22 protein-coding genes are annotated in these 25,210 nt (G+C 45.5%); 11 read left to right on the top strand and 11 right to left on the bottom strand.

Going from position 1 to position 25,210, the window contains the following annotated elements; all coding sequences use genetic code 11:
* Positions 1 to 94 precede the first annotated feature (94 nt).
* Positions 95 to 1,207, top strand: a complete 1,113-nt coding sequence (locus CEG13_RS00420; protein WP_239984521.1) for an AI-2E family transporter — start codon at positions 95 to 97, stop codon at positions 1,205 to 1,207.
* 25 nt (positions 1,208 to 1,232) lie between these two features.
* The gene (locus CEG13_RS00415; protein ID WP_100009800.1) at positions 1,233 to 1,427 is read left to right on the top strand and encodes an SE1832 family protein; all 195 of its coding nucleotides are present in this window, start codon (positions 1,233 to 1,235) and stop codon (positions 1,425 to 1,427) included.
* Between the two features lie 24 nt (positions 1,428 to 1,451).
* On the opposite strand, the gene CEG13_RS00410 is transcribed toward CEG13_RS00415, so the two are convergent.
* From CEG13_RS00410 to CEG13_RS00400, 3 genes are all read right to left on the bottom strand, one after another.
* The gene (locus CEG13_RS00410; protein ID WP_100009799.1) at positions 1,452 to 3,314 is read right to left on the bottom strand and encodes a cation:proton antiporter; all 1,863 of its coding nucleotides are present in this window, start codon (positions 3,312 to 3,314) and stop codon (positions 1,452 to 1,454) included.
* A gap of 396 nt (positions 3,315 to 3,710) precedes the next feature.
* The gene (locus CEG13_RS00405) at positions 3,711 to 5,396 is read right to left on the bottom strand and encodes an FAD-binding dehydrogenase (protein WP_275661789.1); all 1,686 of its coding nucleotides are present in this window, start codon (positions 5,394 to 5,396) and stop codon (positions 3,711 to 3,713) included.
* A gap of 71 nt (positions 5,397 to 5,467) precedes the next feature.
* Positions 5,468 to 5,734 carry a hypothetical protein gene (locus CEG13_RS00400; RefSeq protein WP_100009797.1) on the bottom strand — a complete coding sequence of 89 codons (267 nt, stop codon included), beginning with the start codon at positions 5,732 to 5,734 and terminating at the stop codon, positions 5,468 to 5,470.
* Positions 5,735 to 6,050: 316 nt separating this feature from the next.
* Here CEG13_RS00400 and recQ point away from each other — a divergent pair, with 316 nt between their 5' ends.
* Positions 6,051 to 8,192, top strand: coding sequence for a DNA helicase RecQ (gene recQ, locus CEG13_RS00395; protein WP_100009796.1), 2,142 nt, complete (start codon positions 6,051 to 6,053; stop codon positions 8,190 to 8,192).
* 142 nt (positions 8,193 to 8,334) lie between these two features.
* Positions 8,335 to 9,909, top strand: a complete 1,575-nt coding sequence (locus tag CEG13_RS00390; RefSeq protein ID WP_100009795.1) for a BCCT family transporter — start codon at positions 8,335 to 8,337, stop codon at positions 9,907 to 9,909.
* Between the two features lie 68 nt (positions 9,910 to 9,977).
* Here CEG13_RS00390 and CEG13_RS00385 read toward each other — a convergent pair whose 3' ends face one another.
* Positions 9,978 to 10,997: a serine hydrolase domain-containing protein gene (locus CEG13_RS00385; RefSeq protein WP_100010526.1), complete on the bottom strand. Its 1,020-nt coding sequence runs from the start codon at positions 10,995 to 10,997 to the stop codon at positions 9,978 to 9,980.
* A gap of 306 nt (positions 10,998 to 11,303) precedes the next feature.
* Here CEG13_RS00385 and CEG13_RS00380 point away from each other — a divergent pair, with 306 nt between their 5' ends.
* Positions 11,304 to 12,083 (top strand): class I SAM-dependent methyltransferase, encoded by a 780-nt coding sequence (locus CEG13_RS00380; protein WP_100009794.1) that lies wholly within the window; start codon positions 11,304 to 11,306, stop codon positions 12,081 to 12,083.
* A gap of 375 nt (positions 12,084 to 12,458) precedes the next feature.
* Complete coding sequence (locus CEG13_RS00375) at positions 12,459 to 13,964, top strand: glycine betaine uptake BCCT transporter (RefSeq protein WP_100009793.1); 1,506 nt, start codon at positions 12,459 to 12,461, stop codon at positions 13,962 to 13,964.
* Positions 13,965 to 14,022: 58 nt separating this feature from the next.
* Here CEG13_RS00375 and CEG13_RS00370 read toward each other — a convergent pair whose 3' ends face one another.
* Positions 14,023 to 14,421, bottom strand: coding sequence for an RDD family protein (locus CEG13_RS00370; protein WP_100009792.1), 399 nt, complete (start codon positions 14,419 to 14,421; stop codon positions 14,023 to 14,025).
* A gap of 128 nt (positions 14,422 to 14,549) precedes the next feature.
* Here CEG13_RS00370 and CEG13_RS00365 point away from each other — a divergent pair, with 128 nt between their 5' ends.
* Complete coding sequence (locus CEG13_RS00365; protein WP_100009791.1) at positions 14,550 to 15,125, top strand: Maf family protein; 576 nt, start codon at positions 14,550 to 14,552, stop codon at positions 15,123 to 15,125.
* A gap of 265 nt (positions 15,126 to 15,390) precedes the next feature.
* On the opposite strand, the gene CEG13_RS00360 is transcribed toward CEG13_RS00365, so the two are convergent.
* On the bottom strand, positions 15,391 to 16,044 hold the full coding sequence (locus tag CEG13_RS00360; RefSeq protein WP_100009790.1) for an MOSC domain-containing protein: 654 nt from the start codon (positions 16,042 to 16,044) through the stop codon (positions 15,391 to 15,393).
* Positions 16,045 to 16,059: 15 nt separating this feature from the next.
* Positions 16,060 to 16,419, bottom strand: coding sequence for a DUF4181 domain-containing protein (locus CEG13_RS00355; protein ID WP_100009789.1), 360 nt, complete (start codon positions 16,417 to 16,419; stop codon positions 16,060 to 16,062).
* Between the two features lie 157 nt (positions 16,420 to 16,576).
* Between CEG13_RS00355 and CEG13_RS00350 the strand changes: the two genes are divergently transcribed.
* Positions 16,577 to 17,143 carry a flavin reductase family protein gene (locus CEG13_RS00350; RefSeq protein WP_100009788.1) on the top strand — a complete coding sequence of 189 codons (567 nt, stop codon included), beginning with the start codon at positions 16,577 to 16,579 and terminating at the stop codon, positions 17,141 to 17,143.
* Positions 17,144 to 17,683: 540 nt separating this feature from the next.
* Entirely contained in the window at positions 17,684 to 19,141 is a 1,458-nt protein-coding gene (locus CEG13_RS00345; protein ID WP_100009787.1) for an Msr family ABC-F type ribosomal protection protein, read from the top strand.
* 140 nt (positions 19,142 to 19,281) lie between these two features.
* Here the strand turns inward: CEG13_RS00345 and CEG13_RS00340 are convergent, their stop codons facing one another.
* Positions 19,282 to 20,298, bottom strand: coding sequence for an ATP-grasp domain-containing protein (locus CEG13_RS00340; RefSeq protein WP_100009786.1), 1,017 nt, complete (start codon positions 20,296 to 20,298; stop codon positions 19,282 to 19,284).
* A gap of 384 nt (positions 20,299 to 20,682) precedes the next feature.
* Here CEG13_RS00340 and CEG13_RS00335 point away from each other — a divergent pair, with 384 nt between their 5' ends.
* Positions 20,683 to 20,922: a phage holin gene (locus tag CEG13_RS00335; RefSeq protein ID WP_100009785.1), complete on the top strand. Its 240-nt coding sequence runs from the start codon at positions 20,683 to 20,685 to the stop codon at positions 20,920 to 20,922.
* A gap of 136 nt (positions 20,923 to 21,058) precedes the next feature.
* On the opposite strand, the gene CEG13_RS00330 is transcribed toward CEG13_RS00335, so the two are convergent.
* The 3 genes from CEG13_RS00330 to CEG13_RS00320 all read right to left on the bottom strand — a co-directional run bounded on the left by CEG13_RS00330 (position 21,059) and on the right by CEG13_RS00320 (position 23,200).
* A complete protein-coding gene (locus CEG13_RS00330; RefSeq protein ID WP_100009784.1) occupies positions 21,059 to 21,733 on the bottom strand; it encodes a DUF1129 family protein in 675 nt (224 codons plus the stop codon).
* Positions 21,730 to 22,059 (bottom strand): PadR family transcriptional regulator, encoded by a 330-nt coding sequence (locus tag CEG13_RS00325; RefSeq protein WP_100009783.1) that lies wholly within the window; start codon positions 22,057 to 22,059, stop codon positions 21,730 to 21,732. The genes CEG13_RS00330 and CEG13_RS00325 overlap by 4 nt, the downstream gene beginning before the upstream one ends.
* Before the next feature lie 121 nt (positions 22,060 to 22,180).
* On the bottom strand, positions 22,181 to 23,200 hold the full coding sequence (locus tag CEG13_RS00320) for a C45 family autoproteolytic acyltransferase/hydrolase (protein ID WP_100009782.1): 1,020 nt from the start codon (positions 23,198 to 23,200) through the stop codon (positions 22,181 to 22,183).
* 139 nt (positions 23,201 to 23,339) lie between these two features.
* On the opposite strand from CEG13_RS00320, the gene dacB reads away from it, so the two are divergent.
* The gene (gene dacB / locus CEG13_RS00315; protein WP_100009781.1) at positions 23,340 to 24,701 is read left to right on the top strand and encodes a D-alanyl-D-alanine carboxypeptidase/D-alanyl-D-alanine endopeptidase; all 1,362 of its coding nucleotides are present in this window, start codon (positions 23,340 to 23,342) and stop codon (positions 24,699 to 24,701) included.
* Positions 24,702 to 25,210 lie beyond the last annotated feature (509 nt).

Genomic DNA, 25,210 nt, shown 5'->3' with positions numbered 1-25,210 from the left:
AGCAAGCCATGAAAGGGGGGTAGAAAAGAACTCCCCCACTGAATGAAGTTTCACTTTATATTCTTCCTGATAACAGGTAAAATGGATATAACATATGGAAAGTTGGGATGGCATGACGCATAAACGCTGGTTTCAGGTAATGATTTTCTTTGTACTCTTCTTTTTACTTGTCTGGCTTATTTCGATTACTGATTTTATTTTTCTGCCAGTCGTTCAGACGATCGGTGCAGTAGCCTTTCCGATTATCGGGGCCGGTGTGCTCTTTTATTTAGCCAAGCCGGTCATGCATTTGCTTGAACGGTTTAAAGTGAACCGCATCGTTTCTATTATTCTTGTATTTTTATTAATGCTTTTGCTTATTTTCCTGTTTATTATGTTCATCTGGCCGATCGTCCAGCGTCAGGTAAACAATTTGATTGAGACAGTCCCGCAGATGATCAACATGGCGGAGGATTTCATCTATAACTGGCAGGACAATATGGCCGCTGTCCCAGATCAGGTCGTAACTGCGATCAATAATTTCACCCAGAACATCCCGAACCATATTGACAGCATTATCAACTATTCGTTCGGGTTCATCGGCGGATTTATCGGTCAGCTGTTCACGATTATCGCAGGACTTGTGCTGATTCCTTTCTTCCTGTTTTTTATGCTCAAGGACGGGGAAAGACTCGGACCCTTCATTACGCAGATTTTCGCCAAAGAAAAGGCAGCTAATATCCGCAGCTTGATGGGAAAAATTGACGACGTGCTCAGCGCATTTATTCAGGGACAACTGATTGTCAGCTTTCTTGTCGCGGTGATGGTATTTATTGGCTACCTGATTATCGGCTTGGATTATGCCCTTGCACTGGCCTTATTCGCTATGCTCACCAATGTCATTCCTTTCTTAGGGCCATATCTCGCCGTTGCACCGGCTCTGGTCATCGGTGCATTCCAGGACCCGATGAACCTCATTTGGGTATCTATTATTATGCTTGTGGCCCAACAAATTGAAAGCAACTTTATTTCACCAAATGTGATGGGTCAAAAACTGGATCTGCACCCGCTGACCGTGATCACGGTAATCCTGGCAGCCGGAAGCATCGCCGGCTTTATCGGCATTATACTGGCCATGCCATTTTACGCTGTCGCAAAAACGATCGTTGTTCATTTTTACCAAACCTATGTGAAATCCAAGAAAAATAAAGAAGATGCCCTGATTTAACCGTGGGCATCCGAGGGGGGTTACGATGACCAGGAAAGAGCTTGAAGCCAAATTAGATGAATTGAAATCAGACTATGTCCGGATCCAGAGTGACCTGGATAAACTGGAATATGTCAAGGGCAGGGTTTCCTCCGCGGAGGGACAGCTGATTCGTTTGGAAAAAGAAATTGCCGAGACGAGACAGCAGCTGGAAGAACTGAAAAATACGGAGAAAGCGTGAAGCCATCACTGGCCTCACGCTTTTTTATTCCGCATTATTGTCTTTACTGTTTGTATTTCGCTTGCTTCCAAGTCTTGCCATGATCTTCGCGTATTCTTTGTTTGGCGGAGTAAGACTGATAATCGTATCTCCAACGGCCGGTACCGTACGCATTTCCTCGGAATAAAATTTCAATTCACCCGAAGGTTTGAGCAGATACAGAAAGACCGTCGCATCATCTTTTTCCGCAAGATAATGTTCGTAGGTGAACCGCTGGGTCAAGGTCGTCTGGCGGAACACATAGCCCTCGCGCATTTTATCATTCAGCACTTCCAGCGGGAATCTGCGGTTGAACAGAATTCTTCCGCCAACCTTGGAAACGAGCACACTTGATCCATCCTTATGCTGATGAAATGGGCTCAGCTTGAACACATGCATCCGTCCGTATTCCGGTGCAAATGTTGTGCAAATCAACGCATTATAAGCATTGTCATCCGTTGCCGCAAGCAAATATTCATAAGGAATGGTGTCCAGATTATATTCAGTCTGCTCGGAAAGCATACTCCCGTGATAAAACGACAGACCCGCCTCCCGCGCTGGCCGAAGCCGCTCCCAGGACGAATCCACAATCAAAACAGGCACCTTGGATTTCTTCAGCGTCTTTGCCAGATTCACCGTAAATGTATTGCTTCCAACAATCAAAACCCCTGGCGTACCTTCCAAGGATAAATGAAGCTTTTTCGCCAGCCAGCTGAGGGAAAATCCATGCGCCACCACCGTGAAAAATACCAGTGCAAAGGTGAGTGTCGTCAAAATCTCCGCATCAGCAAAACCCTCTCTTAAGAGCACGGTGGCAAAATAGCCGGAAACGGTCAGTGCGACAATCCCGCGCGGTGCGATCCATCCTACCAGCGCTTTTTCATTGAATGTCAAGCCGGATCCAATGGTCGATAAGAAAATCGACAATGGCCTGACAACAATCATCATCAAAATGACATAACCAAGGATATTCGGGCTGAAAATCTGCAGCAAGATATCCGGATCAAGGGAAGCCGTCAGCATAATGAAAATAGCCGATGTCAGAAGCACCGTAATATTTTCCTTGAAATGCCGCATATCGGAAATGGAATCGATGCCCACATTGGCCAGCGTGATTCCCATTGCCGTCACCGCCAGCAGTCCGGTCTCATGCATAATTTCGTCCGTTACGGAAAAACACATAATAACAACGACGAACACGGATGGAGATTTGAGAAATTCCGGGATATGTCCGGTTTCAAACATCCAGCCGATCCCTCGCCCGCAAGCCCAGCCAAACACCGCAGCAAATAACGATGCCGCAAAGAAGAGACCAAGCTGGGTTGCGTCCGGGGTGCTTGCCGTAAGAAAGACAATAATTTCAAAGGCAAACACGGCAAGCAGCGCCCCGATGGGATCAACAATAATCCCTTCCCATTTCAGCAGTTTTGCCGGACGGGGTTTCAACTTGGACTGGCGCAGCAATGGCATGATCACGGTCGGCCCTGTAACAATAAACAAACCACCGATAACAAAAGCCACCGCCCAGGAAAGCCCTGCAATATAATGCGCCGTAAGCGAGCCGAGAATCCAGGCGATAAACGCGCCAATAGTGGAAATCCGAAAGACCGGCTTTCCAAGCCCGCGAAGTTCCTTAAAGTTCAGGTTGAGACTTCCTTCAAAAAGGATCAGTGCTACCGCCACCGAAATCAGCGGGCTATATAAATTGCCGAAGTCCTCTTCCGGATTCATTAGTCCCAGAATCGGCCCCACCAGCAGTCCGGTGATCGACATAATAACGATCGCCGGCATCCGGTAGCGCCAGGCAACCCACTGTGAACCAATACCCAAAAAAAGGACCAGCATTATTTCAAATAAAAGTGAAGGCATCTTGGTATCCCTCCCCCTGCTCAAGTGATATAGGAGTATTGTATAGATGAAAACCAGGAATGTAAATGATTTTGCAACAGATAAATGAACTGCATTTTTGTACCCGCGCCATATGCCTTTTGTGGGAATAAGGCGGTATTTTCAGACATAGCACTGAGAGTTGTCTCCTAATCAACTGACCTTTTTAGGGTATCCTGTTTCTCATTTTTTAGTTTTATGCCGCTGTGGTGTAGGTATGTTGCTTTTTATCTTTCTCGGTCGATTCTTTTTGTATTTTCTTTCTGATCGACCGTGACATCCCTTCTCTCGGTCGGTTCTTCCTGCTTTCCTTTCCGATCCATCAAAAGAAAAAACCTCCATAAGAAGATTTTCCTCTTAAGAAGGTTTCCCACCATTTCATTCTATTTGTGCAACAACAGCGCGTCCTGCTGCCCGTCCGGAAAACAGGCAGCCGCCGAGGAATGACCCTTCCAGCGCCCGGTAGCCGTGTTCCCCGCCACCGCCAAATCCGGACACTTCTCCAGCAGCATAAAGGCCAGGTATTGTCGTACCGGTTTCATCCAGCACCTGTCCGGACAAATTGGTCTGCAGCCCGCCCAGCGTTTTTCGGCTGAGAATATGCAGGCGCACCGCAATCAGCGGGCCATTTTTCGGACCAAGTATTTTATGCGGAACGGCAGCACGAATTAGTTTATCCCCACGGGAATTCCGCGCCCCGCGCAGGGCAGTAATCTGCAGATCTTTGCCAAAATTATTATCCAGCTCCCGGTCCCTTGCCTGGATTTGCCGCTCTACCACTTCGGTTTTCAGCTGTTTGTTCCCAATGAGTTTGTTCATGCCAATAACCAGATTATTAATATTATCGGCGACCACGAAATCCTCTCCCTTGTCCATAAACGCCTGCACGGGAGCTGGAGCACCAGGCAGCACACGGGAAAGAACTTTTTTGACACTTTTGCCGGTTAAGTCAGGATTCTGCTCCGATCCCGACAAAGCGAATTCCCGCTCAATGATTTTCTGCGTCAGAATAAACCAAGAGTAATCGTAACCAGTGTCCTGAATGGCTTTTAACGTGCCAAGTGTATCGAACCCGGGGAAATTCGGTGCTTGAAAACGCTGCCCCTCTGCATCCAGCCAGATGGAAGAAGGCCCGGGCAGAATACGAATTCCATGCTTCGGCCAAACAGGATTCCAATTCTTAATCCCTTCTGTATAGTGCCACATACGGTCGCGGTTTACGATCCGACCGCCGGCACTCTCGGTAATTTGCAGCATGCGTCCATCGACATGTGAGGGTACCCCAGAGATCATCGACTTCGGAGGTGCTCCCAGCCGGCTTGGCCAGTTTTTCCGGACCAGATCAAAATTCGCGCCGATTCCTCCACTTGCAACGATTACGGCTTGAGCCTGAAAAGTAAATTCATCTACTGCTTCACGTGTGCTTTCCTCCCCGCGGGGTGCGGAACTTGGAGCAAGAATCGATCCCTCTGCTCCAATAACCGCGCCATTTTCTTGAATTAGCTGATCGACCTGATGACGTGGCCGATAATCCACTCGCCCTTGCTTTATATACTCGCGAACGCGTTGTTCAAAGGGCGCAACAATCCCCGGCCCTGTCCCCCACACAATGTGGAAACGTGGGACCGAGTTGCCATGCCCTTCAGCAAGATAGCCGCCTCGCTCCGCCCAGCCAACGACCGGAAAGAACTTCACTCCCATGCTCTGCAGCCATTCCCGTTTTTCTCCAGCTGCAAAGTCAACATAAGCCTCTGCCCATTTTCTGCCCCAATAATCCTCATCTTCCCTGTCAAATCCAGCGGACCCCATCCAATCCTGCATCGCCAGTTCCCGTGAATCCTTTATCCCCATCCTCCGTTGCTCCGGTGAATTTACGAGAAAAAGACCACCGAACGACCACCAGGCCTGTCCGCCAAATGAACTTTCCGGTTCCTGATCCAACAGCAGCACCTTTTTCCCGGAGTTTGCCAATTCTGTTGTGGCAACGAGTCCGGCGAGTCCGGCTCCGATTACAATTACGTCGTGTTCCATGTTCTCCCCCGTTTCTTTTTTATATCTCTGTATAATAATGATAGCGCTTTATTTTTAGTCTGAGAATAATAAACAAGAATACGCTACACCCCTAATCCTGCCAGCTATTCGAAATCCTTTGCGGAAAAGGACTCTAGCAATCCTGAAGTAGTCATCCCCTTCCCCTCTTTATATTGCTGCTGACTTTCTTTAATCATCTGTTTCAGTTCTGAATTATTTTCTACACCTTCTGCAATTGTCGTTTCTGTCTCTTCTTGAAGAACTAAAGTAAATTTCCCTTTTCCTGGGATTGAAAACTGCAAAACTGAATTGTCCCGATCCATATTTGAAATGCGCTCCATTAACTCATCTGAGGAATTAATAGAACTCATATAATCACCGCCAAATCATATTTTACATTTATCATACCACATCTCAATTAATTATTTGAATGTTGCGCATGTGAAATCAGATTTATTCCATTGGACAGTAACCCAACGAACTCATCCATATCTTTTTTCTATAATCGAATTTCCAGAGCAAATGGTGGCAGAAAAAGCCATTTTTCCATCCAAAAAATTTTTGTTCCGGATTTTCACCACCAAACGCTCCATCATTTCGATATTTTTAATAAAAGAGCACACCCCCGCCCCCTTAGGCATCCCAACAAAAAATATGTTAGGATATAAGAAAACAAGGAGGATCGCTATGATTACGAAAGAAGAAAACATCCTGCAGCGCTATTTTGGCTACGAAACATTCCGCCCCGGACAGAAGGAAACCATCGATCATATCCTGCAAATGAACCATACCCTCGCCGTTATGCCCACGGGCGGAGGCAAATCATTATGCTACCAGATCCCGGGTCTGTCGCGTGAGGGCACAGCTATCATTATTTCCCCATTAATTTCCTTGATGAAAGACCAGGTGGACGCGCTCCAGTCTTTGGGAATTTCCGCAACCTATATTAATAGCTCCCTTTCCCCTAAGGAACAGCAGCACAGACTGCAGGAGACTGCGGCGGGGAACTACAAATTTGTCTATGTGGCTCCGGAGCGGTTTGAATCAGGTGCTTTTGTCCGTGTGGTACAGAGCATTCCGATATCGCTTGTGGCTTTTGACGAGGCACATTGCATTTCCCAGTGGGGGCATGATTTCCGGCCAAGCTACCGCTCGATTGTGCCGAATCTGAAAAAACTCACGAACATCCCTGTGTTTGTCGCACTGACCGCGACAGCGACGGAAGCAGTTATTTCCGACATTCAAAATCTATTACATATTGAGCATGTGGTAAACACCGGATTTGAACGGGAAAATTTGGCCTTCCATGTGGTCAAAGGGAAGGATAAAGCGACCTACATCCGTTCCTTCTTGGAGGAACATCTTGACGAATCCGGGATCATTTACACGGCAACCCGAAAACAGGCGGACACCCTTTATGATCAGCTGACCAAGCGCGGAATCTCTGTCGCCAAGTATCATGCCGGCTTGCCGGAGCATGAACGCAAAGATGCCCAGGCTGCGTTTATCCATGATGAAATTTCCGTCATGATTGCCACCAACGCATTTGGCATGGGTATCGATAAAAGCAATGTCCGGTATGTGCTGCATTACGCGATGCCAATGAATCTCGAATCCTATTACCAGGAAGCTGGAAGAGCGGGACGTGACGGGGAACCAAGTGACTGCATTCTCCTATTCTCGCCCCAGGATATCCAGCTGCAGAAATTTTTAATCGAGCAATCTACAATGGACGATGCCGCAAAACAGCAGGAATACGGCAAACTGCAGGCAATGATCAACTATTGCCACACTCATAGCTGTCTGACCAATCAAATTCTTGATTATTTTAACGACAGCGTCCCTAAGGAAAATTGCGGTCGCTGCAGCAATTGTGTGGAGCGGCAGGAAAAAATGGATATTACCGAAGAAGCGCAAATGATCCTCTCCTGTGTGAAACGCATGGGAGAACGATTTGGCGTAAGCATGACTGCTAAAGTGCTGAAAGGATCCAATGACAGGAAAATACGCAATTTTAGTCTGAATCAGATTTCCACTTATGGCATCCTTTCCGCTTATACCGAGAAAGAGCTGACCGAACGGATTCATTTTCTGATCGCCGAACGCCTTCTCGCCACAGAGGAAGGGAAATTTCCTACATTAAGACTCAACCAGCACTCAATTGATGTATTAAAAGGAAAACGGACCGTGGAAATGTTTACGGCTCCAATACCAGTAAGCGAGGATGCAGATTATCATTTCGATCTGTTCACAGCACTCCGAAACTTGCGCAAACGCATGGCAGATGAGCAGAATGTGCCGCCATATGTCCTGTTCTCCGATGCAACGCTGAAAGAATTGAGCCGCTATTTCCCTGAAACAAAAGCGGACATGCTGGAGATCAAAGGCGTCGGAGAGAAAAAATATGAGCAATATGGGGCAGACTTCCTTGCTGTGATTAAGGAATGGCGCGCCGAACGTCCGGATGCTAAAAGAAAAATCCGCATTGCTGATGCTCCAGCTGTGAAGCCAAAGAAAACAAAGCAGGAAGACGAGCGGCCAAGCCATTTGGCCAGCTACCAAATGTTTCAATCAGGAAAAACCATCCGGGATATCGCAGCAATTCGCGAATTTTCCCCGCAAACGATTGAAAACCACCTGTTTAAAGCATTTAAGGAAGGCTACCCGATCGCTTGGGGAATTTTCTTTAATGAAAACGAGGAATCAGCGGTGATGAAAGCCAGGGAAGAAATCGAGGAACCGCGCTTAAAGCAGCTGAAAGAAGCCTTGCCGGATGCGTTTGATTATACCAAGATCAAAGCTGTTCTGGTGAAGAATGGTGTGATGTAGGGTCCCCGGGGTTGGAGAGGCTCCCTTCCGTTTAATTTTCTTTGGTTGAAATCCTTTTGTTAAGTGGATAATAAAATTTGAGTATGTTAGGATGAAAAACGTCTTTCTTATCAAACAAACCCAAAGAGGATGAGACTTCACTATGACAGAAAAAAGAAAACAATTTTCCAGTGTATTTACATACGCTTCTATCGTTGTCGGGATACTGGTATTTATAGGCGCTGTATTTCCTGATCAATTTGGTCAAACCTCTGGTGCCCTTGGCACATGGATTACAGAAACTTTTGGCTGGTATTATATGGCGATCTTTACCTTAATTTTATTCTTTTGCATATTTCTGGGTTTAAGTCCAATTGGCAAACTCACACTGGGTAAACCATATGATAAGCCTGAGTTTCGAACGGTCTCATGGTTAGCCATGCTGTTTAGTGCCGGTATGGGAATTGGCTTAGTCTTTTATGGTGCATCTGAACCAATTTCACACTACCTGGCTCCACCCACTGCTGACCCTGAAACAAAAGCTGCCTTGGCTGAAGCAATGAGATCAACGTTTCTGCACTATGGATTCCACCCTTGGGCTGTATACGGCATTGTAGCAATGGCGTTAGCTTATTCCCAGTTCAGAAAGGGAGAGGTTGGTTTAATCTCTAAAACATTGCGCCCTATTTTAGGAGATAGAGTAGATGGTCCTGTCGGTACAGTTGTTGATGTCTTATCCGTATTCGCAACAATTATTGGCGTAGCTGTTTCCCTGGGGGTAGGGGCAATGCAAATCAATGGAGGTCTGAGTTACCTTTTTGGTATTCCTAACAATCAGTTTGTCCAGGGAATAATCATCGCCGTTGTTACAGTATTGTTCATATATAGTGCATGGACCGGATTAAGTAAAGGTATCCAGTATTTAAGTAATTTAAATATGATATTAGCAGGTCTGTTATTTCTTGCTGTCTTAATCCTGGGTCCGACTTTATTTATTCTCAATATGATGACAAGCTCGACCGGTAACTATTTCAATACCTTATTATTTAATAGTCTGGATGTAGCTCCATTAAACGAACAAAAACAGGCGTGGATGCAGACGTGGACGATTTATTATTGGGGCTGGTGGATGAGCTGGAGCCCGTTTGTAGGTGTATTTATTGCCAGGATTTCACGTGGCCGGTCCATCCGGGAATTCGTCTTTGCGGTATTACTCGTTCCAACCTTTGTGAGTATATTTTGGTTTAGTGCGTTTGGTCTGACCGGAATTGATGTGGGACTAAATTCACCACAAATATTTGAAATGCCACCTGAAACGCAGTTGTTTGGCATTTTCAATGAACTGCCTTTGAGTATCGTTTTATCCTTTATTACATTGGCACTTATCGCATCTTTCTTTATAACTTCAGCGGATTCTGCAACATTTGTTTTAGGTATGCAGACTGCTTTTGGAACATTAAGTCCTGCAGCTTTTGTAAAAGTCGTATGGGGGTTATCGCTATCAGCAATCGCCTATATACTGCTGTTGGCAGGTGGAGAAACGGGCTTAGCTGCGTTACAATCCGCAGCAATTATCTCAGCATTGCCATTTAGTGTCGTGGTAATATTGATGGCGGCAGCATTTTACAAAGATGCCAACCAGGAAAGAAAGTATTTAGGATTAACGATTACCCCAAACAAAAAAAGAATGAAAGAATATCTGGATAGAACAGATGAGGATCAGGATAAAAGAAGTTAATATTACTTTCATGTGAGAACAAATTCAAAAGCCATGCGCAATTGAGGCGCATGGCTTTTCTTTGTACATCAGCTCATTAAATATTCTTCCAAAGCATCCATTAACTCTTCTGCACCTTCTTCCCCATTGGAGCAGACGATCGCGGTGATGCCGAACGTCGGGTAATAGCCAGAACGGAAATTCACACCAGGATCGTATCCCATCACATGGTACACAAGAATGGTTTCATCTCTTTTCTCCATCCATACCCCATACCCGTACCAGCTCCCCTCTTCGTCTTGCGCATAAGGGACCAGCAGTTTTTCTGTCATTGGTTCGCTCAGCAATTGATTGGTGAGCAATGCCTCCCAGAATCTGTTCATATCCCCTGCCGTAACAAAGGCGCCGCCATCTGATCCACCACGGACAGGCAGTGCATACTGATTGGTCCGCCATGACCCGTCTGGCCCGTCGATGTAACCCAAAGCAGTCCGGCCGGGAAGTGCATCAAAGGAAAAGTAGCCGGAATCGTGCATACCAGCTTTGGCAAAAATGTGCTCCTCAACATATGCATGATATTCCTGATCGCTGACAGACTCAATCACCAGACCAAGCAAAATGTAGCCCGCATTATTATAGTGAAAACGTTCGCCCGGCTGGAATTTCATCTCCTCATGCTGGAAAAGCGGCAGGAAATCACGCAGACGATGCAGCAAATACATTGGTGTCTTTTCCCACAGTTCTTCAAAATCATCCATTACTTCCTCGTCGAAGTAGTCCGGCACGCCAGATGTGTGTGTCAGCAGCTGATGAATGGTAATGTCAGCTGAGAATTGCGTGACTTCAATGTCCAAGCAATCCTTTAGGTTTGTTTCAAAAGAAAGCTTGCCTGCCTGAACGAGCTGGCATATGGCAACGGCTGTGAATATTTTGCAACCGGATGCGATGCCAAACCTTGTATTCATCTCATTTCTTATTTGGTCCGACCGATTGGCAAAGCCCGCCTTTTGCTCCACAATCACGCCTTGCTGATCACTGATCAACACCGTTCCTGAAAACTTGAGCTCTTCCTGTACATTCTTCAATTTCTTATTTAATATCTCATCCATTTTATTTTCTCCTTTATGTTTGCTTTTTTTCTGAAGACAGCGCCGGTTTTTCGGAAAATGCATTCATCCCCCGAAAAAAAGCAAACAATTAGAGCAATCCTTTTAGTGTTATGTGCATGGTGGTTCCCTCCCTCTTTTGATCATAGCATACTTTTGCTAATTTTGAATTAATATTTTAGAAGATGTTTCTCTTTTAGGCATAATTTCCTGTTATCACTTTCTATTCAAAATCGGTATTAGAACTGCTGTATTTTTCCATGTAGACTGAGATCAACTAGGAAAATTAAAGGGGAGGAGCTGGTCTTGATGCCGATCAATTTTCACGACGAACAGAATGGCAGAAGTTATGCGACACGGCTTGCTGATCCTGATTGGCAGCAAATATTGAAGAGGGCAATGGCGGGGAAAACAGTTGAAAGGGCAGCAGATATTGGCTGTGGCGGCGGCATCTATTCCAAGGCGATGGCTGAATTGGGGATTCCTGAGGTGGTGGCAGTTGATTTTTCGGAAGCCATGCTGGAAGGGGCTAGAAGTCATTGCCGGGACTACAAGCAGATCCAGTTTCACCTCGGGAACGCAGAGAAGTCTGGCTTGTCGGCTGAGTCGTTCGATTTTGTCATGGAGCGAGCGCTGATTCATCATCTGGATGACTTATCTTACTGCTTCCAGGAGGCTTTCCGGATATTAAAGCCTGGCGGGATCCTGTTTGTCCAGGACAGAACACCTCCTGATTGTTTGCTTCCTGGAACAAATCAGCACATCAGAGGATACTTTTTTGAACAATTTCCTCACCTGGCTGTACTGGAAAGTAATAGACGGCACATGAATGAGGCTGTCCTGGCAGAATTAAAGGCAGCGGGTTTTGCTGTTGCTGACAATCAGCAGATCTGGGAAACAAGAGAAGTTTATTCCCGAAAAGAGGAACTGCTGGAGGATATTCGTTCGAGAAATGGCCGCTCGATTCTTCATGAGCTTGCTGATATTGAATTGGAAGAGCTTACTTTTTATATTGATCAGAAGTTAAGGAATGCTCAGGCGGTTTTCGAAAAAGACCGATGGACCGTATGGATTGGAGAGAAAATGTAATTATTGGGCGGCTGAAGTGCAGTACTGGTCCCGGGTTGAAGTTCCCGCCGCTCCAATTGAAGTCCTCCTCCAGCGCATACTCCACCCTCCCCTTCCCAAAAACTAAAATTTTCCAAATAAGTTATTTCCTTTTTCCACCAAATAACATATAATAAATCTGTTCAATTGGAAAATGCGATTGTCCATTTTGAGACGAATGATAATCACTCCAAAAGGATTGCCGGTCAGACTTTTTAGGGTGATTATTTTTTATTCAGATGGACAGCATAATCAACAGGCGGATTTCCATGAGCGTTCATGCCAGATGCTGATTGTGCCAGTGCGACTGGTCCGTTTCCTGAATAATTATGTCATATATTACTTATGGGGGTTAGGATGAAGAGAGTTTCAAGTGTGTTTTATATAACAATTGCTCTGGTTGCGATAGCTGTAATTCTTGGTGGGGTGTTTCCTGAAGGGTTTGAGCGAATTACGGGAAATGTGACCTCGTTTATCGCTGATATATTTGGCTGGTATTATATGTGGGTGATGGGTGGTCTTGTTTTATTATCTGTTTTTATCGGCTTCAGTAAATATGGGAAAATCCGGCTTGGCAAGGATCATGAAAAACCGGATTTTTCCACACCTTCGTGGATTGCCATGCTTTTCTCAGCGGGGCTCGGAATCGGACTTGTCTTCTATGGTGCTGCGGAACCGCTGTTTCACGGTTTTCTGGACGCACCTCTGAGTGAACCGGGAACAGATCAGGCTGTCAAAGAAGGGCTGGCAGTTACGTTTTTTCACTGGGGATTTCATGGCTGGGCGATGTACGGAATGGTCGCTTTGGCATTGGCATTTTTCCAGTTCCGCAAAGACGAGCCTGGATTAATTTCTGCCACATTGAAACCGTTGTTCGGAGACCGGATGAAGGGGCCGATCGGCAAACTGATTGATATACTTGCTGCGTTTGCAACGATTTTTGGGGTGGCGACTTCCCTTGGATTTGGCGCTGCGCAGATCAATGGCGGGCTGAATCATTTATTTGGCATAAACGTTGGCTTTACCTCGCAATTCATTATTGTTGCCATCGTGACCGTACTATTCTTGATTTCGGCCTGGTCCGGTTTAAGCAAGGGGATTAAATACTTATCTAACGCCAACATGGTTCTGGCAACATTGCTGCTTATTGCGATTTTAATTGTGGGACCAACGATGCTGATTTTAAATTTGTTTACGGAGACGTTTGGGTTGTACTTGCAAAACATCGTACAATGGAGTCTCCGCACGGCTTCGCTTGAAGGGGACAATCGCGGCTGGCTGGATGCATGGACGATCTTCTACTGGGCCTGGTGGATTGCCTGGGCGCCATTTGTCGGCATGTTTATTGCCAGAGTCTCCAAAGGCCGGACGATTCGGGAGTTCATCTTAGGTGTCTTGGTAGTCCCGACGCTGATCGTATCTGTCTGGTTCTCGGCTTTCGGAACCACTGCCGGGGAAGTGCAGAAAAGCGGAGTGGATTTAACACAATACGCAACAGAATTAGTGTTATTTAACATGTTCGATCAGCTTCCGATGTCTGGCTTATTGTCGATGATCGCAATCTTTTTGATTGTATCGTTTTTCGTCACATCTGCCGACTCTGCAACACTTATTCTGGGGATCCAGTCAACGAATGGAAACTTGCAGCCGGCAAACAGTGTGAAAGTTATCTGGGGGTTGGCACAATCTTCCGTTGCGCTTGTTTTGCTGTACGTCGGGGGGCTGACCGCACTGCAGAACACGATTATCGCAGCCGCTCTCCCGTTTTCCTTTATCATGATTTTAATGATGGCTTCGCTTGTTAAAGCACTGAGGAGAGAAGTTCGGGAAATGCATAAGCCTGTGAAAATTAAAAAGGAATAATAGGAAAACCATTCTGCCGGGCGAGTGCCTGCAGAATGGTTTTTTAGGTAGTTATGTATTAATTTCCGGCCACGTCCCTCACCACGGCGCCAGCATATCGGTCGTGCGGCAGGACTTCGCCGGTTTCTCCCTCAAACGCCTTGCGATTTTTCAAATAATCAAAGGTGCTCACCGTATCCCGGTATGCCATGCGTTTAAGAATTTGTTTGTCCGACAGCCCGCCTCCCTCTTTATTTTCAACGGTAATCCCCATTGCCTTGTAACCCAATGTCTGCCTGCACTGCCTTAGTTGGACATACTCAAGCCCCCAAAGAACAACAGTCGGAGTAACCAAAGCATGAACCGCCTCGTTTTTCACTTTTTTCCTTAGAAAATACTCTACCCCAGCCGTTACAGCAGTGGAAATGGCAACATCGATCAAGTACCCTGATAAACGCTTTTTTGTTATGGAATTCATGAAAATCCCTCCCTGAGTTTATTATAGTTGAATATACGTTTGAAAATGAAGTAGGATTCATTTAAATGAACAATAGCTTGATGTAAAATGACAGCAATCTCACCTTTATCCGTACAGGAGGTCTACTTATGGCAAAAAAACTTATCCTGGCATCCTCATCACCGAGAAGGCAGGAACTTTTAAATCAGGTAAAGATCCCTTTTACCACCCGCAAACCAGACTTCGATGAATCTCAAATCCAAACAGCCGATCCAGTGGAAAAAGTGAAGCAATTAGCGGAGCGAAAAGGGAGCACTGTCCGCATGGATGATGACCAGGAAGTCATCCTATCTTCGGACACAGTTGTTTCTTTCCAGCAGCAAATATTTGAAAAACCGAAAAACAAGACAGAAGCTCACCGGATGATTTCTGCTTTAAGCGGAGAAACTCATGAGGTCTACACTGGTGTCATGATCCGCTCTGCCAATGATCAGATCGTATTCACGGAACAGACCAAGGTAGAATTTTGGCCGCTATCTAATGAGGAAATAGAATGGTACATATCCACCGATGAACCCTCTGACAAAGCTGGCGCATACGGCATCCAAAGTCTTGGCGCGATGTTTGTGAAGCAAATTATTGGCGATTATTATAATGTCATGGGACTGCCTGTTTCTCGTGTGGTGCGGGAGCTAAGGAACTTTGGTGTTTATACTTCTAATTAAAGAAAATCTAATTTTGTGTATTATTTATTCACAATAGTTACGGAAAAGCCACCCTATTACGGGTCCCTCTCCCTAATACTCGGAGGGGGTTAAACGGTTATTAATTTTCCCTACAAACGGTAACTGTTTTACCTTTTCAATATATTCCCATCAATGATACTTATAAAAACAGGATTTATCATCTTATCCACATAAGAAATGCTGCCGTATTCTTATAATAAACAAACCTGCCAAGATCATTGACTGTAATCCAATTTATCCCCATTTAGAGTTTCCCCAACCTTTTCTCCAGCTTCTTACGCCACTTATCCGCCAGCTCGTCCACCTGCAGCACACGCTCCATCCCTTCTCTGTCATTGCGTCCATGAAGGTGGATCATCGTGGCAGCATGAACGGGAACTCGCTCAGGATGCCGCTGTATTAATTTCACCTCTGCATCCATACGCACTGTTCCTTCCTCTAGCACGCGGCAGAGATATCCGCTATACCCTGTCCCGACAAACCGCTGCAGCAGTGTCGGGATGCCGGTTCGTTTGTTTATGGTGCTGCAAGGGATCCGGCCCTGGGTGATCTGAATGACTGCCTCCCCCAACTGATAGGTATCGCCAATGCAGACGTCCTTCTCCAGCATGCCTGTAATGGTCAGGTTTTCCCCGAAGGCTGCAGCAGGAAGCGGACGGTCGAATTCCTGCTCCCACTGGGCATAATGTTCATATGGATAAACGCAAACGGCGCGATCCATTCCGCCATGATTTTTCTTGTCTGCAACATCATCCCTGTCGAAGCCCGTTTTGCTTAAGAAGGCTTCCTCCACTAGCTCTTTCTGTATGCCTGTCATCATTTCCTTGTCCTGTCCGTACTGCATTTTCTTTGGTAATCCGGTCGCTAGATTAATTAGTTTAATTGGTGTGTTTTTCATTGGTGGCGATTCTCCTTATCCTTGAAAATAAAAAATGGTTGCTGCTGCTAAAGCGACTATGAACGCAACAAAGCCATTTAATGTTAGTATATATTGTTTCTTTTCTTTTGCATATTTCCATTCCATCACAACGCGCAAGCCATATAAGAGTACAAAAAAGATCATAATCGCTGGGGTGAAACCAATTCCTGCAAGAAACCCTATAACCGGTAAAGCAATGACCAACAATATGAACTCTGCCTTCAAATGAGTTTTATTAATTGGCTTAAAAAGTATGCCACTGTGTTTCTGGACCGAATACCTCTTTTTCAGCCAAGGCTCCGATATAAACAGATAAATGACAATGACACTCATGACCAATATGAATCCTGTCATACCTAACCCTCTCCCAAAAAATCTATCTCCTATATATACTTCGCTCCTACCCCACCCGATTCCTTTCCAATTAGGAAATTCTTCTCAATTCTCATTCCAAAATTTCTGTAAAAATGCTATGATAAGGGATAGTTTGAACGTAAAGGATGAGGACAACATGAGAAAACCTACAGCTCGAACGGTGATGCACAGCTATCCGGGAATGGTGGCGCTGGTGACAGCATCATTTGAAGGACAGCAAAACATCATGGCCGCCGGATGGCATTCCTATATTTCCTATGCCCCGCCGATTTATGGGGTTGCGATTGGCAGACAGCGCTATACATATAATCTCGTGAAAAAGGCAGGGAATTTTGCGATAAACTTTTTGCCATATGAAAAAGCCAAGTTCATTCAGCAGACAGGCGGATGGACCGGAGCGGATCTTGATAAATTTAAGCACGGAGAAATGGAATATGAGCCGGGGATTACTGTCTCCGCGCCAATTCTCCGCGATGCCTATGTGGCTTATGAATGCCAGACCGTCGATTGCAATACCTATGGGGATCACGACTGGTTTGTCGGCGAGATCACGCAGTTTTATCGGGATGAAGAGAAGTTCTTGCCAAACGGCCTGCCGGACTTCGACAAACTGGAAATCCCGCTTTACCTGGGCAGATCGAAATATGCCCGGATGGATAGAGATAGTCATGTGGAGACACACCGGGACGAGGAAAATAAATAATTTTGACTTCCCAGCAAAATACCTGTATGATATAATAGATAATTAAGAAATCGAAAAGGAGGATTATGGAGAAGATGTATTCCGTCAGATTGCGTTTCCCAGCTTTGAACCGGTAATTTCATACGTTCAAAGGCTCTGCTTGTGTATGCAGGGTAAACGGGATCAGTCTGTCCTTTTTTCATAATCCTCGGATTGCATAGAAGAACATGTAATTTGCTGAAAAGGCGGCTCCTGCTGTCTTTTTTATTTTATCCATTTTTGAGTTGGCAACTGAGGTGGCTTCCTCTTGGCGAATAGGAAATATAGTCTTTTCTATTTGCTGTATGCGAAAAAGAAATCAATGTCTTTCCCTATACCTAAAAACACAGGCAGATGCCTGTGTTTTTTATTTTGGGGTCTCCCAAATTACGGGAGGCAACCAGTATGGAGGGATGAACCATGCATTTATTATTATTCTTTTGATGCGAGCCTGTACGAGAGGCTCGTATCGATCCTCGCTATCGGTACGAAATGACATCACAAATTTCGGAGGTAGTGACAATGGAAAAAGTATGTTTTGAATTAGACAATGTGGAAGTAACGTACCTGGATAAAAAAGTGCTGGAGTTTGACCACTTGGCCGTCCATCAATTTGATCGGATTGGAATAGTCGGAAGGAATGGAGCAGGAAAAAGCACGCTATTAAACCTGCTGGCAGGCAAAACAGAGCCGGCAAGCGGCAGTGTGAAACGGCATATTATATGCGGACATGTGGAACAGTTCGTCGCACCAGCAGATGCAGACGCAGACCCGGCAGTGCTTGGAAAATTGCATGTCCCAACGGATTCTGAGCAGCTAAGCGGCGGGGAGCAAACGAGACTGAAGCTTGCTCAATTGTTTGCCGATTATTATGAGGGATTGTTGTTGGATGAACCAACCACCCATTTAGATCAGGATGGGATCGCTTTTCTTGTCGAAGAACTGCGCTACTATTACGGAGCGCTTGTGCTGATTAGTCATGACCGCGCTGTCTTGGATGAGTTGGTCACCATCATTTGGGAAATACGGGAAGACGGCAGGATTAACGTCTACCGCGGCAATCACAGTGACTATCTGGCCCAGAAAAAGCTGGAGCAAGAGCAGCAGAATCAAGCACATGAACAATATCTCAAGGAAAAAAGCAGATTGGAAAAAGCTGCGAACGAAAAAATGAAGAAGGCAGAAAAAATCTCCCAGGCAGGAAAACGTTCAAAGAAAGAAGCGAAGGCAAAAGCAAATCGAATGTTTGAGTCGAAATCCAAAGGCACCAGCCAGAAATCGGTGCATCGTGCAGCAAAGACCATCGAGCATAGGATGGAACAGTTGCAGGAAACTGAGGCAGTACCAAAGGAAAAGCAAATTGTCTTCCACCAGTCGAAAGCAGTGGAGTTGCACAACAAGTTCCCGATTATGGCAGATCGGCTGACACTATGCATAAAGGAGACGGTTTTACTGAATGAAGTCAGCTTCCAGTTTCCACTTGGCAAAAAAATAGCAATTACCGGAGCGAATGGCAGCGGAAAAAGCACCCTGCTCCAGCATATTGCCGCTGGTGGTGAGGGTTTAACAATTTCTCCAAAAGCGAAAATCGGTTATTTTTGCCAGATGAGCTATCAGCATCCAAGCAATGATACGGTTCTGGAATTCGTGCAAAAGTGGTCGGATTATGATGAAGGGTTTTTGCGAAGTGTCTTGCACACCATGCTGTTTACTGGCACTGATATTCAGAAGCATGTCAGTGATTTAAGTGCCGGGGAAGCTATTCGCCTGCAGCTTTGCCAGCTCTTTCTGGGAGAATATAATATTCTCCTATTGGATGAACCAACGAATTTTCTCGATCTTCCTGCAATCGAGGCACTGGAGAAGTTCGTCAATAATTATGAGGGAACCATCATTCTCGTCTCCCATGACAGGACGTTTATCGATCATACAACAGACCTGGAATATCATATTTCCGGGGAGAAGCTGGAGCAGGTTTGATGGAAAGGCAAAGGATACCGCCGTGTAATCTCGGCGGTGTTTCTTGTTTATTATCTCCCTGGATTCATTGCTAAAACAAGCCATCTGAACATCAATAAGAGGAAGAGCATTCGACAAATTTCGGGAAGTGACAGGCACCCTCACTCCCGAATAAAATAATGATCCCGATACCGCACCATCCGCGTGTTCCAAACAGGATTTACCGTCTCCGTCTCCCCCAGCACATTATACTGCAGAAATAAATACGGAAAATTCACTCCGGCGCCGAGACTCATGACATGACTGCCGCCAAAGCGGGCGTTTACATCGGTCAATTTATAACCGTCGTCGGTGGTGATAAATTGCAGGTTGATAAACCCGCTTGTCGCCATCGCCTTGGTGATGACAGTGGCAGCTTCGATCAGATCTTTGTGAAAAACGACCTTTCCGTCCAACACGATGTTGTTGGAGACATGTGTGCGCTCGCGGGGCACGGCGGTAATTACCTCTCCCTCGTGAATAAACACATCCACACTATGCTCTTTGCCGTCAAGGTACTCCATAACAATCCGCCGCTCATTCGATGGAACGTCCAGGTAGTCGGCGATATTATAGATTCTGTTCTGCCCTTTCTCGATTGCCTGCAAATAATTATCCCTGTCCGTCAAAACGGCAAATCCCATCGAACCATTTCCTGTGACTTGTTTAACACAGATATAGGGACCCTCGGAAAAAGCGCTTTCGGCGATTTGCTTTAATTCAGCCGCATTGCTGAAGCCATAGTATTTAGGTATGTATTGGTGAAGATCATTTTCCGCTAAAAATTGATAGCCTTTTTCTTTATCCATCATGACTTCAAATTGGTCACTGACAGGCAAGGCAACAGCGAGATCCAATTCGTTTCTTAAATCCTCGTAAACTTCTATTTCCCCGTGCAGGGTAGGAAAAACGGCATCGATCTTCTCTTCCTTCACAATTTCTTTTATTGCTTGTTTATATGCATCCACCTGGGTATAAGGCGGGGTCTGGCGAAATGCATCACAAAACAAATTGCCTGCTGTCACACAGCGGCGGTCCGTCCCGATTGTATGTACATTTTCCTTATCCTTCAGCCCTCGCAGAATCCCCTGCGCGGTCGGGCCGCCTATCCCGGTAATCAGAACATTTAAATTTCTCATTTGTCATCTTCCTAACGGATAGTATTTGAATCATGCTGTCTGAGAATCAGTAGGTAGATAAGCGCTTTCTTTTGCTGGAGTGCGCTTTAGAGTTGGTTATAAGCAGGGGGCTGATTCGACCCGAATTTACAAAATAAGCGATGAACCATTTAAAAAGTGTACCTGTCATAGATTCTATAAATTTACTGAAACTTTATTATAACCTTACATGATATTGCTAGCGATTTCAATAAAATGTTGAGGAAAAAGGGGGCGGTTTCTACAAAACATTGCAATGTCCCAATCGTTTACCAAGCAACAGCGAAAAATGTGTGTTTCTGTCAGAACAACTGCGGGTTCACCAGAGAGCCGCGTTGCATTCAATAGTAGTGGGAGGTGAAACAGATGAATATCAACTGGAAATTGCGTTTGCAGAGCTATCCATTCTGGGCGGCGGTGTGCGGCTTGATTGGTCTTATTCTGCAAGACTTCGGACTTGTGGATGCCGGGGAATATAATGCGTATATGGATGCGTTCCTGATGCTTCTGGTTGCCAGCGGCATTGTGTCCGACCCCACAACTGCCGGAATGCGGGACAGCCGAAACGCACTAAGCTATCAAAAACCGAGAAAGGATAAGGATTAAACGCTGCTCCTCACTCACGAATCCAGAAAATTGGACTAGTTGCCACAACCCAGGGATAGCCCCGGATAGCTAGTACCTTCCCAAGAACAAGTGAGGGGATGCATCTGTGATATGGCAGTGCATCCCCTTGTCTTCTTCATCCGTATTTTCTTATCAAATGTGCAATAAGGAAAAGAATCCCTCCTCCAAGCAGCACCATGTACGCGGGAACCTCGATCGTCGGTCCCAATTCCGGTGTCAGAAAAACAACCCCCAGGAAGACGCCAAAGGCAAATACTCCACCCAAACCGGAAAGCAGGAACTCTTTAACCTTGCTTATTTCTTTAAAACAAGACCAGCGGATATAATGGAGGGCTCCCATTACAAGCAAAAATGCAATCGGAATGGAGATAATCATCCGAATAATTACCGACCCAGCGTTATATTCCTGCGCTAAATCTCCAGCAACAAACATATAATAGGCAATCAGATCAAACACCCCGGAAAACAGCATGCCCACCGACAAAAAATACAAAATTCCCATGGAAATGAGTTTCGCCCATTCTTTCGTGATAGCCTTTGGCAGCTCGCCAATGATTTCATCCGCATACTGCTTCGGATGATCCCCGAAAACATCCTTTGCTGTCTTACCATCCTGCTGAGCTTCCAGCAGATGATCCAGCATCTCCGCCAGCACTTCCTCGGTTTCCTGTTCCGATTTGTCATAAGACACGCGAATATAAACGAGCATATCCTCATAATACTTTTTGTTTTCCTTTGTCAGCCGCTCCCTTTTTTGATTGTTCTCTTCAATCAATTCCTTGGCATTCATTCGATCCCTCCTCTGTTCAACAAACGGTCCACTGGCTGCTTAATGCCCTCCCAGTTCCTGTGAAAGTCTTCCAAAGCTTCTCCCCCTTGCTCCGTGAGAAAATAATATTTGCGGTTGGGTCCGCTTGGTGACTGCCTCATTTCCCCACGTATTAGCTTTTCCTTCTGCAATCTGAGCAAAATTGGGTAAATCGACCCCTCACTAACCTCCAGCCCATACTCCTGCAGCTTAACAGAAAGCTCATAGCCATATACTTCCTGCCGGGCAACAACTGCCAAAATACATCCCTCCAATATTCCTTTTAATAGCTGACTTCGAATGGACAATCCTTTCACCTGCCTTGTAATGCAAGATAGATTTGCAAAAAATAATTGCGGTTCCTTGTATTACAATATAGCTTATCAGAAAACTGGCTATCTTGCAATGCAAAATAGCCAGTTTTTCACTTTATTTATTCTTCAGAAGCAACTTCCCTTCTAAATACGTCTCTTTCATGTCCTCCCCACTCAGCCAGCTGTCCCACTCTACTTCAAGTGTCGTCCCATAAGGCAAAGCGGTCCATATTTTATTTTCGCCAAACAGATAGGCAAATGTATGCAATGTCCCGAAAAGTTCTCCGTAGTCATGATAAAACATTGGCGAATCAGGTGATGAAAACCAGTTAAAAATCTCTTCAGCTGTGGAACGATCTACGTTTTTGTTCTCCAACTGTCTGAGCCGTTCTCCACTATTGGTACGATCGGCCCTATTTTGCGCCCCCATGTGCTCATCCTGAAAATGATTGGTGCATGGCAAAGTACCGCCACCTTTATTTATCCGCATCTCAAAAGGGGACACTTCTGCAATTGCTGTGTTCCCTGCTTTGTCAGCTAAAGAAAAATTATAACTCCAGGAATGCGGCAATTGCTGCAATAGGTTAATTGCCTCTCCTGTATTGCTGCAAGTGTCCAGTATGATTCTCACAATCGAGGAAGCAGTAAACCCCGGCTTCGTTTTATTGTTATTTACAAAATGGAATGAGATGAACAGCCCTGCTTCGTTCACCCCTTCATGCCTGCCGATAACATGAAGGCCGTGCCCGGCACTTGCCAAATATTCATCCGACTGTATAAGCACAAAACGCTGATCATACAAATCCGGGGTGAAATCATAATTACGCACAGCGAAGTCTGGATGCACAACGGAGGAGCACCCCATCCCCTGAATTTCCGGCTCACCATATCCACTGAACAAGGAGGCAGCCTTTTGAAATGATACGTTCAATCCGTCAGCCAGTCCCCGTAATTCTTCCAGCAAATGCGGAGCAAACCGGCGTAAGGCCTCCTCCATACTTTTTTCATCAAAAAAGGGACTTTCCAGCACTCCCATCTTCTCAAGCAGGGAGCGATCCAGATTTAGCCCTTGCAAATAGCCAATCTGGTATGCAGTGTTTCTGTATTGTTCTATATTGACCTTTAGTGAACTCATTTCTCCATCCCCTTGTGTGTTTCATTGCCTTTATTCTATTTCTCCAGGATAAATTCTGCAATAGTTTGAACCTTTTGTGGCAAATAAAGGATTTTACATGGTATCTGTCGAATAAGTAACACAGGAGAAAGGAGCGTTCATGATGAAGCGACTCGATCAATATATCACCAATCAGTCAAAATTGTCCGGCGCGATGATTGGCATCAACATCCGATCAAGAGAAACGGGTGACGTTTTATACAATCATATGGGCAAAAATCGTTTCCGGCCGGCTTCAAATATGAAGCTTTTGACCGCTGCCGCTGCGCTTTCTGTTCTTGGACAGGATTATAAATTTTCCACAGAACTGCGAACGAACGGTTCCGTCAATAAAAAAACACTCACGGGGAATCTTTATTTGAAGGGAAAAGGTGATCCGACACTGCTTCCCGCCAACTTCGGGAAATTCGCGGCAAAACTCCGAGAGCAGGGAATCCGTCTGATTGAGGGTGACATTATCGGGGATGATACCTGGTATGACGCGGTTCGGCTGTCACAGGGTTTAAGTTGGAGTGATGAACAATATGACTACGGCGCTCAGGTTTCCGCGCTGACGATTTCCCCTACTGACGACTATGTTGCCGGGACAGTTGTTGTTGAGGTCACACCAGGAGCTAAAGCAGGTGAACAACCGGCAGTGCGCGTGTCTCCAGCCGTTGATTACGTAGAAATTTCCAATGAGGCAATGACCGTTGATGGGGAGAAAGAAGCGGAACTAATTATTGAACGGGAGCATGGAACAAACAGGATGATCGTAAAAGGAACCATCGCAGTGACTGCCGAAACGGAACAAGAAGGCATGTCTGTCTGGGATCCCACATTGTATTCCCTCAGTGTATTTCAGCAGGCGATGTCCGGAGCGGGCATTTCCTGGACCGGTTCCGTGAAAACAGGAAAAACACCTGATGACACAGCATTACTGCTATCCGAACCTTCCATGCCCCTAAAAGAGCTGCTCGTACCATTTATGAAACAAAGCAATAACGGCCACGGCGAGATGCTGATAAAAGAAATGGGAAAGGCAGTTCTCGGGGAAGGCAGCTGGGAACAAGGTCTGGAGGTAATGAAAGCCGCTCTGCCCAAATTTCAGCTGAACACGGAAACGATGTCACTCAAGGATGGATCAGGTATATCCCATTTTAATCTAATCCCGCCCAGCGAGATTTCCAAGCTGCTGTATCACGTGCAAAGAGAGGAATGGTTTCCTGTGTTTCTTGAATCTCTGCCTGTTGCCGGCCATGCTGACAGAATAATTGGCGGCACACTGCAGGACCGGATGCATGGCCTTCACGTGCAAGCCAAAACAGGAACGATTCATGCGGTCAGCACATTATCGGGCTATACCGAGACAAAAACCGGGGAACAGCTCATCTTTTCCATTATGATCAATAACCTGCTGGATGAAGAAGAGGGAAAAGATATTGAGGATGAGCTCCTGGAAATTATCGTGAACGCAGGGTAATCGCTTATTTGAAGCGTAAAGGTGTACAATGCAGGCATATGTGGTATAATGATTAAAGAAGATCATATTATATTAAAGACCGCACCATGCAGGTAACATGGTACGGTCCAAATAGACCAACCCCATCAAGAGGGGGTAGGCACAAGAAAGAGAGTAATCCCTCAAGGCCGGCTAAGCACATGAGGGATTATTTTTTTTGGCTTGCAGCAGCAATGATTATCGCTACTAACGTCCCGAAGGAAATCATTAGCGTCAAAGCCGATTCAATTGCCATATGCATCACCCCCTTCTTGGGAGAAATCCCAAAAAGAAAAGCGTGCCTAACCCCTCATGTGAAGCTGATCTATTGTTTGCTATTATATCACATCACAGAAAATATTCCCATTTATGTGTACAATTTGTGAACTTGTGGTATAATACAGATAAGCTCCGCTAAGACACATGAGGGATTATTTTTTATGGTTATAAAACAAGGGACAGTGTCTGTTTTCGAAGACTCTGGCCCTTGT

This window comes from Lentibacillus sediminis (assembly GCF_002763455.1).
Classification (GTDB): domain Bacteria; phylum Bacillota; class Bacilli; order Bacillales; family Amphibacillaceae; genus Lentibacillus_D; species Lentibacillus_D sediminis_A.
The sequence above is the reverse complement of the archived record's forward strand: the minus strand, read 5'-3'. Positions and strand labels throughout refer to the sequence as shown.

Coding starts and splice junctions, on each gene's coding strand:
- CEG13_RS00410 (WP_100009799.1), bottom strand. CDS start 3,314: ATGCCTTCACTTTTATTTGAAATAATGCTGGTCCTTTTTTTGGGTATT.
- CEG13_RS00370 (WP_100009792.1), bottom strand. CDS start 14,421: ATGAATTCCATAACAAAAAAGCGTTTATCAGGGTACTTGATCGATGTT.
- CEG13_RS00340 (WP_100009786.1), bottom strand. CDS start 20,298: ATGAGAAATTTAAATGTTCTGATTACCGGGATAGGCGGCCCGACCGCG.
- recQ (WP_100009796.1), top strand. CDS start 6,051: ATGATTACGAAAGAAGAAAACATCCTGCAGCGCTATTTTGGCTACGAA.
- CEG13_RS00375 (WP_100009793.1), top strand. CDS start 12,459: ATGAAGAGAGTTTCAAGTGTGTTTTATATAACAATTGCTCTGGTTGCG.
- CEG13_RS00365 (WP_100009791.1), top strand. CDS start 14,550: ATGGCAAAAAAACTTATCCTGGCATCCTCATCACCGAGAAGGCAGGAA.
- CEG13_RS00385 (WP_100010526.1), bottom strand. CDS start 10,997: ATGGATGAGATATTAAATAAGAAATTGAAGAATGTACAGGAAGAGCTC.
- CEG13_RS00415 (WP_100009800.1), top strand. CDS start 1,233: ATGACCAGGAAAGAGCTTGAAGCCAAATTAGATGAATTGAAATCAGAC.
- CEG13_RS00420 (WP_239984521.1), top strand. CDS start 95: ATGGAAAGTTGGGATGGCATGACGCATAAACGCTGGTTTCAGGTAATG.
- CEG13_RS00360 (WP_100009790.1), bottom strand. CDS start 16,044: ATGAAAAACACACCAATTAAACTAATTAATCTAGCGACCGGATTACCA.
- CEG13_RS00345 (WP_100009787.1), top strand. CDS start 17,684: ATGGAAAAAGTATGTTTTGAATTAGACAATGTGGAAGTAACGTACCTG.
- CEG13_RS00350 (WP_100009788.1), top strand. CDS start 16,577: ATGAGAAAACCTACAGCTCGAACGGTGATGCACAGCTATCCGGGAATG.
- CEG13_RS00380 (WP_100009794.1), top strand. CDS start 11,304: ATGCCGATCAATTTTCACGACGAACAGAATGGCAGAAGTTATGCGACA.
- dacB (WP_100009781.1), top strand. CDS start 23,340: ATGATGAAGCGACTCGATCAATATATCACCAATCAGTCAAAATTGTCC.
- CEG13_RS00335 (WP_100009785.1), top strand. CDS start 20,683: ATGAATATCAACTGGAAATTGCGTTTGCAGAGCTATCCATTCTGGGCG.
- CEG13_RS00355 (WP_100009789.1), bottom strand. CDS start 16,419: ATGACAGGATTCATATTGGTCATGAGTGTCATTGTCATTTATCTGTTT.
- CEG13_RS00400 (WP_100009797.1), bottom strand. CDS start 5,734: ATGAGTTCTATTAATTCCTCAGATGAGTTAATGGAGCGCATTTCAAAT.
- CEG13_RS00330 (WP_100009784.1), bottom strand. CDS start 21,733: ATGAATGCCAAGGAATTGATTGAAGAGAACAATCAAAAAAGGGAGCGG.
- CEG13_RS00320 (WP_100009782.1), bottom strand. CDS start 23,200: ATGAGTTCACTAAAGGTCAATATAGAACAATACAGAAACACTGCATAC.
- CEG13_RS00390 (WP_100009795.1), top strand. CDS start 8,335: ATGACAGAAAAAAGAAAACAATTTTCCAGTGTATTTACATACGCTTCT.